The sequence below is a fragment of the Nitrosomonas sp. HPC101 genome (assembly GCF_009833125.1).
Lineage (GTDB): Bacteria > Pseudomonadota > Gammaproteobacteria > Burkholderiales > Nitrosomonadaceae > Nitrosomonas.
Genome location: NZ_QRCC01000010.1, coordinates 122599 through 139656 on the forward strand (window position 1 = coordinate 122599; position 17058 = coordinate 139656).

At 44.1% G+C, this 17058-nt stretch carries 15 protein-coding genes and 1 CRISPR repeat array; of the genes, 6 read left to right on the plus strand and 9 right to left on the minus strand.

From position 1 onward, the window contains the following. Positions 1–5 precede the first annotated feature (5 nt). A complete protein-coding gene (pth, locus tag ABO04_RS07590; protein ID WP_160810072.1) occupies positions 6–1877 on the minus strand; it encodes an aminoacyl-tRNA hydrolase in 1872 nt (623 codons plus the stop codon). 111 nt (positions 1878–1988) lie between these two features. Next, a complete protein-coding gene (locus ABO04_RS07595) occupies positions 1989–3203 on the minus strand; it encodes a Mur ligase family protein (RefSeq protein ID WP_160810073.1) in 1215 nt (404 codons plus the stop codon). 332 nt (positions 3204–3535) lie between these two features. Between ABO04_RS07595 and ABO04_RS07600 the strand changes: the two genes are divergently transcribed. After that, positions 3536–4357 carry a hypothetical protein gene (locus ABO04_RS07600; RefSeq protein WP_160810074.1) on the plus strand — a complete coding sequence of 274 codons (822 nt, stop codon included), beginning with the start codon at positions 3536–3538 and terminating at the stop codon, positions 4355–4357. Between the two features lie 85 nt (positions 4358–4442). Here ABO04_RS07600 and ABO04_RS07605 read toward each other — a convergent pair whose 3' ends face one another. After that, positions 4443–5879, minus strand: coding sequence for a lipopolysaccharide biosynthesis protein (locus ABO04_RS07605; RefSeq protein ID WP_160810075.1), 1437 nt, complete (start codon positions 5877–5879; stop codon positions 4443–4445). Positions 5880–6113: 234 nt separating this feature from the next. Here ABO04_RS07605 and ABO04_RS07610 point away from each other — a divergent pair, with 234 nt between their 5' ends. From ABO04_RS07610 to ABO04_RS07630, 5 genes are all read left to right on the plus strand, one after another. Further along, complete coding sequence (locus ABO04_RS07610) at positions 6114–7277, plus strand: 3-dehydroquinate synthase (RefSeq protein ID WP_160810076.1); 1164 nt, start codon at positions 6114–6116, stop codon at positions 7275–7277. A 2-nt stretch (positions 7278–7279) separates the two neighbouring features. Then, complete coding sequence (eboE, locus tag ABO04_RS07615; protein ID WP_160810077.1) at positions 7280–8494, plus strand: metabolite traffic protein EboE; 1215 nt, start codon at positions 7280–7282, stop codon at positions 8492–8494. After that, the gene (locus ABO04_RS07620) at positions 8491–9351 is read left to right on the plus strand and encodes a UbiA family prenyltransferase (protein ID WP_160810078.1); all 861 of its coding nucleotides are present in this window, start codon (positions 8491–8493) and stop codon (positions 9349–9351) included. Before eboE ends, ABO04_RS07620 begins: the two co-directional genes overlap by 4 nt. A gap of 5 nt (positions 9352–9356) precedes the next feature. Next, a complete protein-coding gene (locus ABO04_RS07625; protein WP_160810079.1) occupies positions 9357–10094 on the plus strand; it encodes an EboA domain-containing protein in 738 nt (245 codons plus the stop codon). A gap of 166 nt (positions 10095–10260) precedes the next feature. Continuing rightward, complete coding sequence (locus tag ABO04_RS07630; RefSeq protein ID WP_160810080.1) at positions 10261–11154, plus strand: TatD family hydrolase; 894 nt, start codon at positions 10261–10263, stop codon at positions 11152–11154. 530 nt (positions 11155–11684) lie between these two features. On the opposite strand, the gene ABO04_RS07635 is transcribed toward ABO04_RS07630, so the two are convergent. The 6 genes from ABO04_RS07635 to cas7c form a co-directional block, all read right to left on the minus strand. Further along, positions 11685–12548 carry an acyltransferase gene (locus tag ABO04_RS07635; RefSeq protein ID WP_160810081.1) on the minus strand — a complete coding sequence of 288 codons (864 nt, stop codon included), beginning with the start codon at positions 12546–12548 and terminating at the stop codon, positions 11685–11687. Positions 12549–12683: 135 nt separating this feature from the next. Beyond that, the gene (locus tag ABO04_RS07640) at positions 12684–13247 is read right to left on the minus strand and encodes an acyltransferase (protein ID WP_160810082.1); all 564 of its coding nucleotides are present in this window, start codon (positions 13245–13247) and stop codon (positions 12684–12686) included. Between the two features lie 244 nt (positions 13248–13491). Continuing rightward, a CRISPR array of direct repeats spans positions 13492–13959; the repeat unit is 37 nt; unit sequence GTTTCAATCCTCGCCCGATCTGGTGACCGGGCGCTGC. Between the two features lie 179 nt (positions 13960–14138). Further along, positions 14139–14429, minus strand: a complete 291-nt coding sequence (gene cas2, locus ABO04_RS07645) for a CRISPR-associated endonuclease Cas2 (RefSeq protein ID WP_160810083.1) — start codon at positions 14427–14429, stop codon at positions 14139–14141. A 2-nt stretch (positions 14430–14431) separates the two neighbouring features. Continuing rightward, positions 14432–15466, minus strand: a complete 1035-nt coding sequence (gene cas1c / locus ABO04_RS07650) for a type I-C CRISPR-associated endonuclease Cas1c (protein WP_160810084.1) — start codon at positions 15464–15466, stop codon at positions 14432–14434. A gap of 19 nt (positions 15467–15485) precedes the next feature. After that, a complete protein-coding gene (gene cas4, locus ABO04_RS07655) occupies positions 15486–16115 on the minus strand; it encodes a CRISPR-associated protein Cas4 (RefSeq protein ID WP_160810085.1) in 630 nt (209 codons plus the stop codon). Positions 16116–16172: 57 nt separating this feature from the next. Beyond that, entirely contained in the window at positions 16173–17057 is an 885-nt protein-coding gene (gene cas7c / locus ABO04_RS07660) for a type I-C CRISPR-associated protein Cas7/Csd2 (RefSeq protein WP_345853272.1), read from the minus strand. Position 17058 lies beyond the last annotated feature (1 nt).

Sequence of the window (17058 nt, forward strand, 5' to 3'; positions counted from 1 at the left end):
ATCCTTTAGTGGATCATTGTTTCAATTTCTCCAGCATGAATATGCTGGTCAATCAGCTTAACCGATTGCTCAATGGCATGATTGAGACTGAAGGCTTCTTCGGGAGTAAATCGCGTCAATACGATATCTTTCGCCTTGCGTTGATCTCCGGGCCGCCTGACCCCGACACGCACACGGTGGACGGCGTCAGTGCCCAGTGCTGTAATTACCGAACGAACTCCCCGGTGGCCAGCGTCGCCACCATCGTGCTTAAGTCTGACCTTGCCGAGCTCGAGATCCATATCATCATGAATGAGGGTGCAGTGGTCGGCAGTGCAGCCATTGTTTGCGAGGAATTGCCGCAGCACCGGGCCAATAACGTTCATATTCGCAGCCGGCTTAAACAACTTGACAGCATTGCCATCGATGTTGACTAGACTGATCAGACCTTCATCGATGGTTTCCCAGTGGCCACTGAAACGCTCGGCGATCCGGTCGAGTACTTGATAGCCCGCATTATGAGGCGTGGCTTCAAATTCTTTGCCGGGATTTCCCAGCCCAACCAGCACGAACGCACCTGGTACAGCCAATTGAGAAGACTTTGGTAAGGAAGTAGAAATCTCATCATTCACCGAAACAGTGGCCTGATCAGGTGTATGTTGCGTAGCATCATAAAGATATTTGCAATCATCACAAAATATCTCTAAACCACAACGGTCTCGCCAGCACTGAATAGGTTGGTTTCGGTCATGGATAAGCCGTATGAGATGATCGGCGGTATTCGATCCTTTAAGAAGCACCAGATCTCCCCTGCGCAATTCATTTTTGAGATAGATGGCCGCATCGTGGATATTTGAGAAGCCCTGGAGAGACTGATCATCCTGATCTTTTCTTGCACGAAGAGCGCGATGTGCATTAGATCCAACAAAAACGACCAGATCTGCATATTGTCTGATTTCTCTCGCAAATTGTTTATATTTTGCGGAAAGATCGCCCGAGAAATCGGATAGTGTTCCGATAACCGCAACCTTTCTGGGCGAAGCTGCTTGTTTGAGAAAATTTAACGGGGCTTGTAGTGACCAGTACGGCGCTTTCATATCGTCGCGGATAAACACAACCCCCTCGTCATCGGTGACAATTTGCATCCTGCCTTCTGCAGGCACTGCCTGCTGTAAAACAGGGATGGCCTTTTTCAGTGGGATATCAACAGCTACGGCAACACCTAAAGCTGCCAATACCGATAATGCCAGATGCGTGCCATGCAGCTGGGTTAGTATTTCGTATTCCTCGCCTTGAAACGCTATCCTCAGCTTTAAAGGCTCAGGCCAGCAGGACGTGGCAGAGAGTAGTCGAATAGTGGCACCTTCGGCAGCGCCGACCCAAATGACACGGCAGGGGGCGCGTTCCCCGATGGTTTTTACACGCGGGTCGTCGATATTCAGGATGGCGACCCCGTTATGGGGTAAACCCGTTATTAATTTTTCCTTTTCCGCGGCAATCCCCTCGATCCCTTTGAACGCTCTGAAGTGATCACGCCCAATAACTGTCAATATACCGATTTGGGGCTTGAACAATCGCATGGGGAGATCAAGCGCACGGGGTTTTCCGGCCGAAATTTCCAGCAGGCAGAAACGATGTTGCCTGTCTGTGCGTAATACGGTTTCCGCGACAGCCAAGGCGACGTTGAGGGATTTGAGCGTGCCGCTTACGGGATAAAAAGCGGAAAGCAGTAAATGACTGAAGTCTTTGGTAGTGGTTTTGCCAGCGCTGCCAGTGATTCCGATGAAGCAGACATTACCCAGACGCTGCCGATGTACCCAGGCACGAAAAAAAGTACGCGCTACCTTCGCCTTGTATCGGTAAGTTTCATATAAAGCCTTCATCTGAGTGTAGTGCATCCGCTTGTTTTCCTTCCTTATTACCCAGGTTTCAAAGTTGGACGAACTGATTTTTAGCTATTTGCTCAATTATTAGCGAGATTCTTGATAGTGATCTTATAGGAGAATATATCAGTACGATTTTTCTAGGGAGTTACTTTTTTGATTTGTTTGATAAAGGAACGCGCAGTTCTCGCAGAATATATTTAGTCCACAATTATCTCGCCAGCATTGTATGGGTTTGATTCTGTCAAGAAAGATTCGAGCGAAATGACTTGCCCTGCGTGAGCCCTTAAGGAGAACCAGATCACCTTTTTGTAATTCATTTTTTAGATAGGTAGATGCATCGTGAATATTCGAGAAAACTTGAAGGGATTGATCATTTATATTTATTCTTGAGCGAAGTGAGTGGTATGCATTTTGATCAACGAAAATAGCTATGTCCGTATATTTCTGAATTTCTCCGGCCAGTTGTTTGTATACATCGGAACTACTGCCAGAGAAATTGGTTATTGTGCCAATAACAGCAATTTTTCGCGTTGCGGAAGCTTGCTTAAGAAATTCTAAAGGCGCTTCTAATGACCAAAGTGGTGCTTTCATATCGTCACGGATAAACACGACCTCCTTGTTGTCGCGGACAATTTGCATTCTGCCTTCAGTTGGTACCGCTTTCTCCAAAACAGGGATGGTTTTTTCCAGTGGGATGCCGGCAGCTATGGCAACGCCCAAGGCTGCCATTATTGATAGTGCCAGATGTGTGCCATGCAGCTGAGTGAGCACTTCGTATTTCTCGCCTTCAAACGCGATCATCAGTTTTAAAGGTTCTGGCCAGCAGGACGTGGCAGAAAGCAGCTGAATGGTGGCACCTTCCGCTTTTCCTACCCAAATGATACGTGCCTGACAACGTTCGCCGATCGCTTTTACACGCGGGTCGTCGATGTTCAGAATGGCGATCCCGTCACGGGACAAATTAGTGATTAATTTGCTTTTTTCGGCTGCGATTCCTTCAATGCCAGCACCTTTGAATGCTTGAAAATGGTCGTTGCCTATAATTGTCAGCACGCCAATATCGGGCTTGAGCATACGCAGCGAAAGATCCATGTAGCCGGGCTGGTGACCAGCAACCTCTGCTATGCAATAGCGGTGGTGTCGTTTCGTTTCAAGAATGGTTCTGGCGATGAACAGATGTTCATTCTCAGTCTGGGGAGAGGCATGACTTTCAGAGAAGTGAGATAAAATGAGATGGCTCAGTTCTTTGGTGGTGGTTTTTCCTGCACTGCCCGTGATGCCGATAAAGCAGGTATTACGCATATTTCGGCGATGAAACCAGGCTTGCAGGTAAGTCATACCCCGATGAGCCGTCCAATAGTGCTCCTTGAGAACTCGGACGAGCCCTCGCTTACGGTATATCTGCAATTGGTGAAAAAGATGCATGAAGAGTCTACCCAGGTAATTTGAATGAATATATCTTTTCAGTTGAGGCTAAAATTAATATGGCTTGGAAAGTTCTTTTTAGAGTTAAAAGTTGCGCTACCTTTATCCGCTACCATACAGCAGTCTTAGTATATGACTTCTTTTCAGGCTAAGGCAGCAATCAATATCAATATCTATAAATACAAGATAAAATCTCCAGCTCAAGTTTGTCCGCAGGAGATCTTTATGGTTCAGTGCAGGATTTAATGATTGAGAAGGAGAGAGCTACAATCATGCCATGTGAAGCGCATAGAATACTATGGACAGGTGGGTGGGATTCAACATTTCGTATCTTGTATCTAGTGCTCCATGGGTCGCGTCAGATTCAGCCCTATTATCTGTATTTTGAAATGCGTCGTTCATCGGTGCTGGAGTTAGAGGCGATTGAGTTAATCCAGAAACTGTTTAGAGAACGTTTTCCGTGGGCTGCCAGACGAATAACCCGGCCCATTGTAATCAAAATAGATGATTTGCCTCAAAACGAGGAGCTACATCAAGCCTATGCTACGCTTCGTAATAGATATTATTTAGGGGATCAATACCTATCAATCGCTGATTTTGCTACACGGTTTGGTCTACGTTCACTGGAGCTTTGCATCCATAAAGATGATCGTGCGCATATGTTTATTAAGGATAGTATTAAACAGATTCAAGTAGATCGTGAAGTGTGCTATGAAATTAGGGAAGACGCAGAACCCGAAGTATTAAAAATTTTTGGACACTTTAGATTTTCTATCCTGCATCTTTCAAAAACCGATATGTCTACGATCGCAGATGTCAATGAATTTAAAGACCTGCTGGAACGAACCTGGTTTTGCCATTCGCCAACCCGTAATAATCAACCTTGTGGGATATGTAATCCGTGTGGATATGCTATTCAGGAAGGCATGGCATATCGGTTACCCATAAAAAGTCGATTTTTATATTATTTGAACCAGCTCAGCAACATTATGGCACGACCTATTCCCAAGCGAACTCGCCAACGTATTTTATTTTTATACTCAAAAATTACGAAGCACAGGGTATAAAAGGCGGGTAGGAGTTCGGTGTTTATTTGCTTTGCCCGTGTTATTGGGGCATTACACACTGTGCATCAGGTTGGGATAAGAAGTATTACTTGCGGATCAGGTTAATGGCTTCACGGTAGCTGCGTTTGTTGAAAAGCAGTGTAAGGCCGATATAAACCAGTGCGCCCGTGACAATCATAATTGCTAGCTTTATCCATTGATCAATGTTGTTTGCCAGTAGTGTGCCTGTTGCCCATACTGCCAAATACATTCCGATAGTAGCGCCCATTGCTGGCGTAATGGCAGAGAAAAAATCAGATAGTCGCAGTTCAATTACCCGGAGCATACGTACGGTATTGATAAAAAATACGAACGGATAAGCGATAATCCAGCTGAATGCAACGCCCTCTAACCCCCAGTTGCATCCGATCAGGAAGGCAACTGGCATAACGATTGAGGAAAGAAGTACATTTCTCATGGTGACGTCTGGCCTGCCTAGCGCGTCAACAGCAGAGGGCAGAAAATTGGCGATCATGCGTAAAGGCATCATCAGCGCCAACAATTGTAATGGCAGTATCGCGCTGTGCCATTTTTCCCCGAGAAACAGCGAGACTACTTCATCGGCGACACTGGAAATTCCCCATAGTACGGGGAAGCCTACCAGGCTGAGCACCCGGGCTGCCTTGAGTATGAAACTGCTAAATTGCTCACGGTTATCCTGGATTCTGGAAAATACAGGAAATGCAACCTGATTAATGATTGAAGAAATCCGTTGTACGGGTAATGAAGCAAGCTGCATTGCAATAGAGTAAAACCCAAGCGTTTCCTTGCCTAGCAGTTTACCGATAATGGCGGTGTCTGCCTGGGTATAAAAAAACCAGAGCAGGCGTGATAAGGTGACATTTCCACCAAATGACAGCAGATTACGTATGCCAGACAAGGAAAATTTTGGGAGAAAATTAAGTGGAGCTATTACATTTATTGCGATTACATTTAACACGCTCGCCACAAGATTTCCCAGGACAAGCGCCCATACACCAAATTGTGCAAATGCCAGTGCCAATGTCAATATGCTTCCGATAATCGTTGTCGAGAAAGCAATGAGTGACAGGCTTTTGAATTTCAGCTGGCGATACAACTGAACACCAGGAAGCGTGCCGAAAATGGTCAATAAAAACTGGAGTGATAAAACCCGCAAAATTGGTATCAGTCTTTCTTCATCAAAAAAGGCTGCAATGGAAGGGGCCAGCAGATTAAGCAGTAACAACAGGCCAATGTTTACAATAATTATGATGGCGAATACATTGCGTAAAGCAGTTTCATCGAGATCTTGTTTTTGAATCAGTGCAGGGCCGAGCCCAGCCTCGGACAACATCAACATGAAAGCGACAAATACTGACGCCATGGCCAGCAGGCCATAGTCTTCTGGTGTCAACAAACGCATCACAACAAGCGTGATTGCCCATGTAACGACCTGTGCTCCCAGTTTTCCGCCCGCCGTCCATTTAAGCCCCGTCAATACTTGCTCACGCACTGTTGTCATACGATGGTTCGTTGTTAGCGGTAGAATGATTGATGGATATTGTAATCCCGTGTGAATTTATATGTGTCGTCACAAAGTGGGACTGACTGTCACATCCCGCCAGATTATCAGGGTTTTTATGGGATAAGTGAGGATGAGAAATATACCATTCCTTCATGGCTTGTAGAGGCGTTTTACTCCTGAGCTTCTTTATTTAACCAGCTGTTCTGCTGTGCCTTAAACTTGAATCTACGAATGAATGAAGTTATACAAAACAATATTAAGTTTGAGTTTTTTTATGATGTTTATTTTTCTAAAGATATTTTTCATCCTGAAAATTCGGATCTAATTAATATAATTTCTAAAATTGATTCCAAGGAAATAAACACAGTAAGTATTTTTATTGATCAGGGAGTGATAGAAAATCATCTGGATTTGGTCGATAAGATCCTTTACTACTTTAAAATGCACCGTGCAAAACTAAAACTTCTCGGCAGTCCATTGTCCGTGCCGGGAGGGGAGGTTTGTAAGACAAATGTCAGTGTGCTTGAAGGTATCTATCAAAAGTTGCATGACGATAGGGCTGATCGACATACTTTCGTGCTGGCCATTGGCGGCGGGGCTATGCTGGATACAGTAGGATATGCGGCTGCAACCACTCATAGGGGTATTCGGTTGTTACGCATACCAACTACGGTTCTTGCCCAGAATGACGCCGGGATTGGCGTTAAGGCAGGAGTAAACCGGTTTGGGATAAAGAACTTTATCGGTTCCTTTATCATCCCGTGTGCGGTGGTTAACGATGCTCTTTTTTTGAGTACTTTGTCTGATCGCGATAAAAAATCTGGTATGGCGGAGGCAGTCAAGGCGGCGCTTATTCGTGATGATGTATTTTTTGAATGGCTCGAATCCAATGTGGAGGATCTGGTTTGTTTTAAAGAGGATGCAGTTAGGTACATGATTAAAAGATGTGCTGAGCTGCATTTATTGCAAATAACAACGGGGGGTGATCCGTTTGAGACAGGTTCAAACCGGCCACTGGATTTTGGCCATTGGGCGGCTCATAAGCTTGAAACAATGTCTGAATATGAGTTAAGGCACGGAGAGGCTGTGGCGATAGGCATGGCGATTGATACGCGATATTCCCTGGATACACGCAGGATAACAAGAATCGACTATGAAAGAATTATATCGCTCATGATGAAGTTGGACTTTAAGCTTGAACATCAGGCAATGAAGCAAAGAAATGAGAGTGGTGTGTTGGTTTTATTGGATGGGATTGATGAATTTCGTGAACATCTTGGAGGAGAATCTACTATAACGGTACTTGACTCCATAGGATCCGGTGTGGAGATTAATGATATTAGTATCAATATGATGGAGCAATCAATTAGCTCCTTGCTGCACGAGGTGCAGTAAGGTTGAAAATTTATCGTGGGGAAGAGCTGACTTATTGTACCAATATCCATCCAGGTGAGAGCTGGAGTGAAATTCGACAGAATCTGGATCGGTATGTTTTGCCTGTTAAAGTATCAGTTGCGAGCGATGAGAAATTCGGGATTGGGCTGCGATTATCTGCCAAGGCAGCTGCAGAACTTATGGTTCCAGAAAGGTTATGTGAGTTTAAATCCTGGCTTGCTGCCAACGATTGTTACGTTTTTACGATAAATGGTTTTCCGTATGGTAGTTTCCATGGCTTGCAGGTAAAAGAGAATGTATATCTCCCGGACTGGAGCAGCAGACTCCGGGTAGACTACACGGTACTGTTGAGTGAATTGCTTGCTGAGTTACTGCCAGAGAATGACGTCCGTTATGGCAGTATTTCCACTGTTCCTGTTGGTTTCAGGAGGCACATTTCTTCAGATAAAATCATTGAAAGTGCTGTCAGTAATCTGATGTCTGTAGTCAAGCACTTAATTAATCTGGAATATAGGACGGGAAAAAGAATTCTGCTGGCATTGGAGCCTGAACCTTGTTGTTTTCTTGAAACAATGAGTGAGACTGTTGATTTTTTTAATCAAAAGATATTTGCTGGTTCAGGGGTAAAGCAAATCAGTGAGAGCCTGAAAATAGACTATACGGATGCAGTTTCTGAAATTCGTAAGTATATTGGAATATGCCTTGACTTATGTCATGCCGCAGTTGAATTTGAAGATGCGGAGAACCTTGTTAAGCAGATCCGTTCATCAGGAATCCTGATTCCAAAGATGCAGATAAGTAGCGGGCTATGTATTGCTTCTGTTAATAACAAGGAAATTCAACAGCTACTAGAGTTTAATGATGGTGTTTATTTGCACCAGATTGTGGAAAAAATAGACCAGAATTTATATCGCTACGAGGATATTGAAGAGGCAGTATCCCAATATTATTCTGATTCCAGCAGGGGCCACCTTAGAGATCGAGAATGGAGAATACATTTTCATGTGCCTGTCTTTCTGGATTCTATGTCTTTATTCCATACTTCCCAGTCATTTTTGAAATCTATTTTGGCTGAACATTCTGCAAATAGTTTAACGCAACATTTGGAGGTAGAGACTTATACCTGGGGTATTCTGCCTGAGCGGTTCCGTAGTGAAAGTATAGTGAGATTGATTACACGTGAGTTGACTTGGGTGAAAGATCAACTTCAGCCATGAATGTAAAGGTAGCTTTGCATTTGGGGCGTGTTTCTAACCTGCCAACAATCTGGACTAACTGCTTGGTAGGGGCTTTGCTTTCAAATAATTTTATTTTCGATTACAGGATATTTTTTTTATTGTTATCGATGTCCCTGCTGTATGTTTCTGGGATGTTTCTCAATGATGCTTTTGATTATTTGGTAGATATAAAAGAATATCCCCATAGGCCCATACCAAGTGGACAAGTACCCCATACAACGGTATTTGCATGGGGAATATTGTTGATGCTTTTTGGTTTGCTGTGCTTTTTCTTGAGTTTGTTCACTGAAGAAACAGGTTTAAGAGGATTGAATGGGGTCATTTCGACATTAGCATTATGTATGCTGATTGTCTTTTATGATTGGAAACATAAGGAAAATCCATTTGGCCCTTTCTTGATGGGAGCATGTAGAGGAGGGGTCTATCTGACAGCTGGTCTGGTATATGTTTCTGCCCCGAGTAATGAGTTGATTCTGGCTGCGTTGATGGGCTTTTTGTGGATTGTCGGAATAACTTTTTTAGCTAAGCAGGAAACACAGAGGCGCACCCAACTGTGGCCTGTATTGTTTTTGATAGCTCCGTCTCTGGTTTACGGCATAACGAAAATATTAGTCGGGACAGGGCTTATGTTATTTCTTCTGCTGATTGTGATCGGGTATGCTGTCTTCTACTTCAAGAAGGGGGGTTATGGGGTGGCAATATCAACTCTGATTGCAGCAATTTCATTATTGGATGGATTGCTGCTGGCTTTCGGTGGGTTTGAGTGGGCTGCTCTACTGGCTTTATGTATGACTCCATTTACTCTGGTTTTGCAAAGACTTATTCCTGCAACATGAGTTTTATGTTGAATCCTGAAGCATATTCAATTTTGGAGTCCAGCATATTGCTTCAAATAAATGAAGGAGCAGGTGCCTGGATCAAGCAGGTTACCGGGAATATATTTGAGTATTCTGATCCGGTGAAACTGAGTTTCAATATTGCATCTGTGCCTAAACAGCTACGCGTTGAAAGCAATCTGATTCTCAATGAGGATGATGTAAGTAGGGCGCATAATATTTGTCGTGGGTGGCAGCCTGAAAAATGGTCTTTAATAGAAGCTGTCAGGATATTATTTAACCTAACGGTTATACATAAAACAGATAATGCAGAAGATATCTTGTTCCAGATATATCAACTGACTGAATTAAATGAACAAGCTGCTTTTTTAAAAGGAATTCCTCTGTACGGGAAAACAGAGTTTTTCCTAAACTGCTCGAGAGAGGCTGTTCGCTCTAATATTCGTCCATTATTTGAAGCAATTGCTCTATTCAATCCATTCCCTGCTGACAATTTTTCTGAAAACGAATGGAATAATATGATTCTTAAAGCTATTTCTTGGAATTATCAATTGCAAGATATTTATGGCGTAGCTACAAGAGACAATATTGAGCTGGCTGCAATGCTTTATGAGTATGCTAAAGAGCAGATAGGCTCTAAAAGGCCAGTATCTGGTAATTTATGGGACTACTTTAGCATTTATGCTAGTGAAAATGAGTTGCCGGATTTGGCTGCTTTAATGAAGCAATTAGGTGACCATTAAAATATGAAAGGAGATTTTATTTGCTGTTACATATGTATGTTCGCTAGCAGATAAATTTGTTTTTTTGAGGAATCTTTACTCAGATGAAATATTAATTAATTAGAAAGTGCTGAGTGCCGGAAATATTAAAAACATATTAAGTTCGTCCAAGGTAGAAGGTTTTATTATGAATTTTTTTGTAGACCCTCATATTCATATGTCATCCAGAACAACGGATGATTATGTTGCTATGTCACAGGCAGGCATTGCTGTGATAATTGAACCTGCATTTTGGTTGGGCCAACCAAGGACCAGTATTGGTACCTTTATTGACTATTATTCTTCATTGCTGGGCTGGGAGCGTTTTCGGGCATCTCAATATGGAATCAGGCATTTTTGTGCGATTGGACTCAATAGTAAGGAATCAAATAACCAGAAACTGGCTGAAGAAGTTATCGAAATTTTACCGAAATTTCTTATAAAAGAGGGTGTTGTCGCGGTGGGTGAAATCGGGTTTGATGAGCAGACGCAGCTGGAAGAAAGATTTTTGCAGGAGCAATTATCTTTAGCCAAGGAGTTTAATTTACCTGTAATGATCCATACTCCTCATAGAAATAAGCTGAAAGGAACCTTGCGTACGATGGATCTGATTCAGGAACATGGTATTGATGTTGATAAAGTTGTTATTGATCACAACACTGAACAGACAGTCGAAGCTGTTCTTGAGAGAGGGTATTGGGCTGCTTTTACCATTTACCCAGAAACAAAAATGGATAGCGAAAGAATGGCCCGTATTGTAGCGGAATATGGAGCAGATAGAGTGATTGTTGACTCTTCGGCAGATTGGGGTTATTCGGATCCATTGGCTGTTCCCAGAACGGCTATGCTGATGCAGAAAATGGGAATTTCACAGGAGCAGATTTATTTATCTTGTTGCAAGAATGCATTGATGGCTTATGGACTAAATACTTTGTTAAGTGAGATAGAAGTCAGTGGTGCATTGGCTGTGGATCAAAGGAATATGTATGAGAATAATTCAGTATTAAGAGGGCAGCAACCAAGAATTGAGGAAAGTAGATAGCTATCATATCCCGCCGGATTATCAGGATTTTTGAGCTATGATCAAATACGATGTATGAATTAGCCAGTTTTTATAGACAGTTCATTGCATCAGAAAAGTATTGCTGTTCGTGGTTTTCCGAGCGAAAGGTTCGCGGACAGGTCACAGTGTCAGGAGAAAAACTTAAAGCAGTGTCCGGAATGAGTTGACAACTACACAATGCCAGCCCTTTATTCAAGCACTGGCCCTTGTTGGTTATGAGTTGTGAATATCTACTTCTTTAGAGACAGGTTAGCTATTTCATTAAATACTAGAGGGTAAAGTAGCTCGCTACCTGTTTTTGTCAGATGATATCTATCAAAGTATAAGGGTACTCCCTCTTCAGTTTTGAATCTGCAGTCTGGATCGCAAAATATATCACCCACTCTTATACGAGAGAAGTTCTCTAATTTAATTTCGTCAAGAGAGTCAAAAATATAGTTGTTCTCAGACAGGTAGTCATCAAGGTATTTTTGGGGAAGAATATCAGAATTGTTACTTGAAACCATCTTCTACATTGATTTTGGTGTTCCTTGCTTCCAAACTGGGATTGGCTCTAAGTAAGCTACATGTATATTATTTGATTTTGCCTCTAAAACTAAAGAAATTAAAGTGTTGTAATCAAAAGACATTGCGGATTGGTGTACGAAAATAACAGATACATTATTTTCTAATGCTTGGCTTATATAAAATCCTGCTGATCTGCTTCCAGGATTCATTGTAGAGTTTGATACAAAGAAGAACAGTCTTAGATTTTTTTTCTTTGCCAATTCTATAAAGACGGGTTTGGCAGCGTCAGCATGGGAGTTTCCTGCTAGCATGATATTGCCTTTTGATTCCTGCTCTGATAGTCCTGTTAACTCACATACAGGTGAAGTTGGGTTGAGAATACGAAAAATCTTCCCGCAACGATAAGCGGATCTATCTTGCTCGGCATTAAAAATAAGCCTTTCATTTTTCTCTAAACTGTTAAGGTGGAGGTAATTAAAGGCAGTTGTGAAAGCAAGGGTAGTGGCACTAATTAAAACAACTGCAGATTGCCATTTATTGGAAATGAATGTTGGTAAGCGCTGAGCCTCTACAAACCTGTGTAATAAAAATGAGGCGACAGAAATAATAGCCACCAGTATTATGAGGTCAGTATCTTTGCTAACTCCATATATAGTTCCTCCAAAAGGCTGGCTATTGTATATTACAATAATAGGGAAGTGAGTTAGATAAATTGAGTAAGAATATTTACCTAAAACAACAAGTCCTTTCCCTATTTTTGATTTTTCTACTGAGGTTGGAATCCCAAAAGCCAGCACTAAAGCAGTAGATATCGCAATAACCAAGGCGAACACCCCAGGCGAACACCCCAGGATGACCTGTGACAAAAGATAATTCCTCTCCATCAACAGGGAATAATGGAATCATTAGCAAAGCCAGTAATCCCAATATTCCTAAGTAATTTTTATCACTTGTTACAAGGTTGCCGTTTTTGCTGAAAAATAATGCAACTCCATAGCCGATTAAAAACTCCCAAAGCCTGAATGGAGTAAGAAAAAACTTGTTTTAGGTGATATCGTTGTTACCCAAAAACAAAGTGCTAGTGAGGAAATTAAAAAAACTGGGAGCAACCATTTGTTTTTTCTGAAGAAAAATGCCAGCAGGGGAACAATAAGATAGAATTGAATCTCTACCCCTAAAGACCAGAGATGTAGAAGAGGGTTGAAGTTGCTATCCGAAAAATATGAGTTGTGACTCCAGAATCCAATATTTGAAGCAAATACGCTCCCATAGTAAACCTGCTCAAAAACCTGAGCTGATTCATTTCTTGTCGTATATATAACAGATAGTATAAGAGTTAAGAATAATACAACAAAGTAAGGGGGGAGTAAGCGGATAGCCCTACGTCTGAAAAATTTTGATTTTTCTTTGTGATCATAAAGAACAGCCATTAAGAAGCCACTAATTACAAAAAATACATCAACACCAAGAAATCCACTTTTAAAGAGATCAAATCCAAGGTGAAATAGAACAACAAGTAGTACAGATGCTCCTCTAAGTATCTGAATATCCGCTCTAAACTGCATTAAAAGCTCCTCTTATACATTGGTTTTCATGGAAATTATATTATTCCAATGGTTTGAAATTTCGGATTTAGTCTATAGCTGCATTGTAAGAACCTCAGAGCGGTCGAACGTTCTTCCAGTGTATCGGCAATATTTTGCCAATCACCTGGCGCCGTTAAATCATCCGCAAGCCTGACTTCAACCTGTTTCAGCTTTCGATACAAGGTGTCGGGGTTATCCACAATTTCGTATACGTTATCCAGTCCGGGAAATGGCTGTGTGACTTGGTGACCGGGCGCTGCGGATTATGTGGATGGTTGACAAAGAGCGCACCAGTTTCAATCCTCGCCCGATCTGGTGACCGGGCGCTGCTGCTCTTGGGTCAACATCCAAGCAATACATTAATGTTTCAATCCTCGCCCGATCTGGTGACCGGGCGCTGCCGCCTTCAATATCGATTTCCTGTCCATGGACTGCGTTTCAATCCTCGCCCGATCTGGTGACCGGGCGCTGCCAGCAGCAGGCTGCGCATTGCCGCAGGATCGGAGAGTTTCAATCCTCGCCCGATCTGGTGACCGGGCGCTGCATCATCTGTTCGATCTGACCCATGGAAAGCACTTGTTTCAATCCTCGCCCGATCTGGTGACCGGGCGCTGCCTGCTTACGTGCCAACGAATCCCACTGATCACCCTTCATGTTTCAATCCTCGCCCGATCTGGTGACCGGGCGCTGCAGTACGGTTATAACCGACTGATCTGTATTCAAAATTCGGGCGGTTTGCGCGAACCTGAAGTTTTTTCTGGTTGCATAAAGTAAACGGGAGGAGAAGAGATTCATTTCTCGTTCCAGATCATGCAGTTAGATGTCACGCGAACCGGATGGTATTGCGTCGCAGCTACTGGTTCGCGTTCGTCAGATGGTGAGAGGGCCTTCAAAATCAATTGCCTTGAAGTTTCCATATTCTTTTACGTGAAGTTCGATCGGTTCGGTCAAGCGGTACAGCCGTAAATTATCCTCTTGTTCATTGATTTCTGCTAATAATCTACGTTCCAGATCTTCGTATTGCATCAAACTGATGCGACATTCAAATACCGATTTTTGCACGCGCTGACCAACACTTTCACATAATTTTGCAACACGTCGCAATCGTCTGCGGCCTGCTTTGGTTTCTGTTGAAACGTCGTAAGTGACAATAATCAGCATGGTTACCGGATCAGGAAAGGCAGGTAGCCGTCCATTTCACCCCGGATGACACGCGCCATGAATCGGGCCTGTAGCTGGGGTAGCAAACCGACCGGTACCTTGGTTTCGAGCAGCGGATGGGTAATTTCTTCCTGCTTACGTTCCTGATATGCGACTACTACAGCTTTTCTGGCTTTGTCTTCCAGACGGACTGCACCGCCTTCCCGAATCTGCAGATCCCGTGCAGTGATTTGTCCGCGATTGATCAGCGTCAGTGCCAGCCGATCTGCCAGAAAGGAGCGGAATTCTTCCATCAGATCCAGTGCCAGTGCAGCTCTTCCAGGACGTACGGCATGCAGGAAGCCAATTTGCGGATCCAGCCCGACGCTCTCCAATGCGGAACGGCAATCATTCATGACCAGCGAATAAATAAACGAAAGCATGGCGTTGAAGCGGTCACGCGGTGGGCGGCGGGTGCGGCCGTCCATGGTGAAAAATTCGCGTATATCCTGGCGCACCAGTCGATGCAAAACAGAAAAATAGAGTTTGGCCGCATTGCCTTCTATTCCGCGCACCTGATCAAGCGTTTTTGATTGCGGTAAATTTCGGATTGAAAAAGCCAGTGTTTCTGCCGTGGTGCCAAGCGCTTTCTGATCAGCCTCATCATTACTTTCGCGGGCGCCGCGCAGCAATACCTGTCGTGCATTGCGTAATTTTCCAGCAATGATAGCCTGTGCGGTTGTCAAGGCAAATTGTGTGTCGCCTGCCTTGTAGTGTTGTGCCTGCCGCAGTAGCACATTGCCACTGATCGAACCTTCCAGCCTGGCCTTGAAACGACCATTGGTATCTGCCAGCACCAGGCTGATTCCATCTTCGGCACAGCGATGCATCAGTGCTGGAGAAACCAGCACGTTGCCAAAACACACGACCGACCCTAAATGATGCAACGGCACCTGCAGCTTCTTCTGTCGTTCCACATCAATGCGCAGTGTATCGTTTTCCAGATGCGCATAAGCGTTGGGAGTCAGGATATATAGGGTATTCAGAATCTGGCGCATGTTTCTTTGCTCCGGGTGATCAATCGTCAATAACGTACAACTTTGCCTGTTCTGCTTGATAAACGGATTTTCGTGACAGTACTTCCGGCTGGCAGATATCCTTTAATGAACATTCCTTGCAGCGTGCATCGTTTGCAGGGGGCGGCAATACATTGGAAGCCAGCAACAGCCGAATGGCAGCGACCGCTTCTTCTACCTGCAGTCGTAGTGCTGCTGTGATGGCCACTTCCCGTCGGCGACGGGAAGAATGGTGATAAATGGAGCCATGCGTCACCGGTTTACCGGTCATTTCTTCCAGGCATATTGCCTGGGCAGCAAGCTGTAGATCATCATGTGTTTTTATCCGTTTTTTGCCGTGTTTATATTCCACCGGATGAATACGCCCATCGGGATAAAATTCGACGACATCGCATTTACCGATCAATCCAAGCTGTTCTGACCATACCCGCAAAGAACGTTCGCTGCGTACCCCCTCGAACGTTTCAAAGCCGGGCTCATCCACTCGCTTGTGTACCGCATTGCCACGCATGGTATGGACGTTGTCATTAAACGCCTGTTCCAGATGAATCAGTGCATACTGGCGCGGACAGTAGCTCCAGTGCTGCAGCGCTGAAAGCATGATGGGGTCGTCGGGCTCAGCTGCGATCATTACGGATAATTTAACTGTTCAAACTGACCAATCGACTGGACTGACATATGTTCACTGTTATGCTTTTCTTTCCAGGGTCACGCCGGATGGCAGATCGGTTTCACTCACCTTGATCTGATAATCTTCGAAAGAGCGCGGGGCCGTCACGCCTTCTTTAAGTTCAGGCCGAATGCGCTCAAACAAACTGTAAGCTGGAGCATTGCCCAGTTCGCTATCATGCCTGAAGACATACAGGCCACGGGTTGCCATCTCACCGCGTGCGGCGGAACGATCATGCTCGAACATCTGCGCCAGCGCTTGCCAGAGCAGTTCCAGATCATCTTCTCCAAACCCGGTTTGTCCGGCCAGAAAGGACGACACAAAACCGTGTGCCATGTAAAGGCCGTAGGGAATCGTGAATTTGCGGCCCATCGTCCGGTTATCTCCCGATTGCTTTTCAGCTTCCGCTTCAGTTGCAACCGCCATACGGGTAATAGCATGTTCCAGTGCCACGATCGGATCAATCGAGCGAGCAAAAGTCAGTTGGACGGGGCCACGTACCTGGCCGCAGTTGATGTCGGTGGACATCACGGCACCAAACGCCCGTACATCATAAAAATTTCGACACATCCACTGGCGGGCTTCTTCGACCGCATCCCCACCTTTACGTTTTTTGCTATCTCCTTCAAGCAGCTCGGCCTTACCAATACCAACATAAGCCCGTTTGTTCTGATTGTTCAGCACGGCCTTTTCTTTGACATAGATTTCAAAAGGCGGCTGTTCTGCTTTTACCAGGCCAATAAAATTACGCACCTTACGTTTCAGGCTGACATCCGTTACTAATCCATGTCCGGTTTCCGCGTCCACACGCGGCAGATTGCCAGCATCCGGATCACCATTCGGATTGCCATCCTTCACATCAAATAGCAGAACGAAGTCATAGCGGTTTTTCAGTGTCATGATG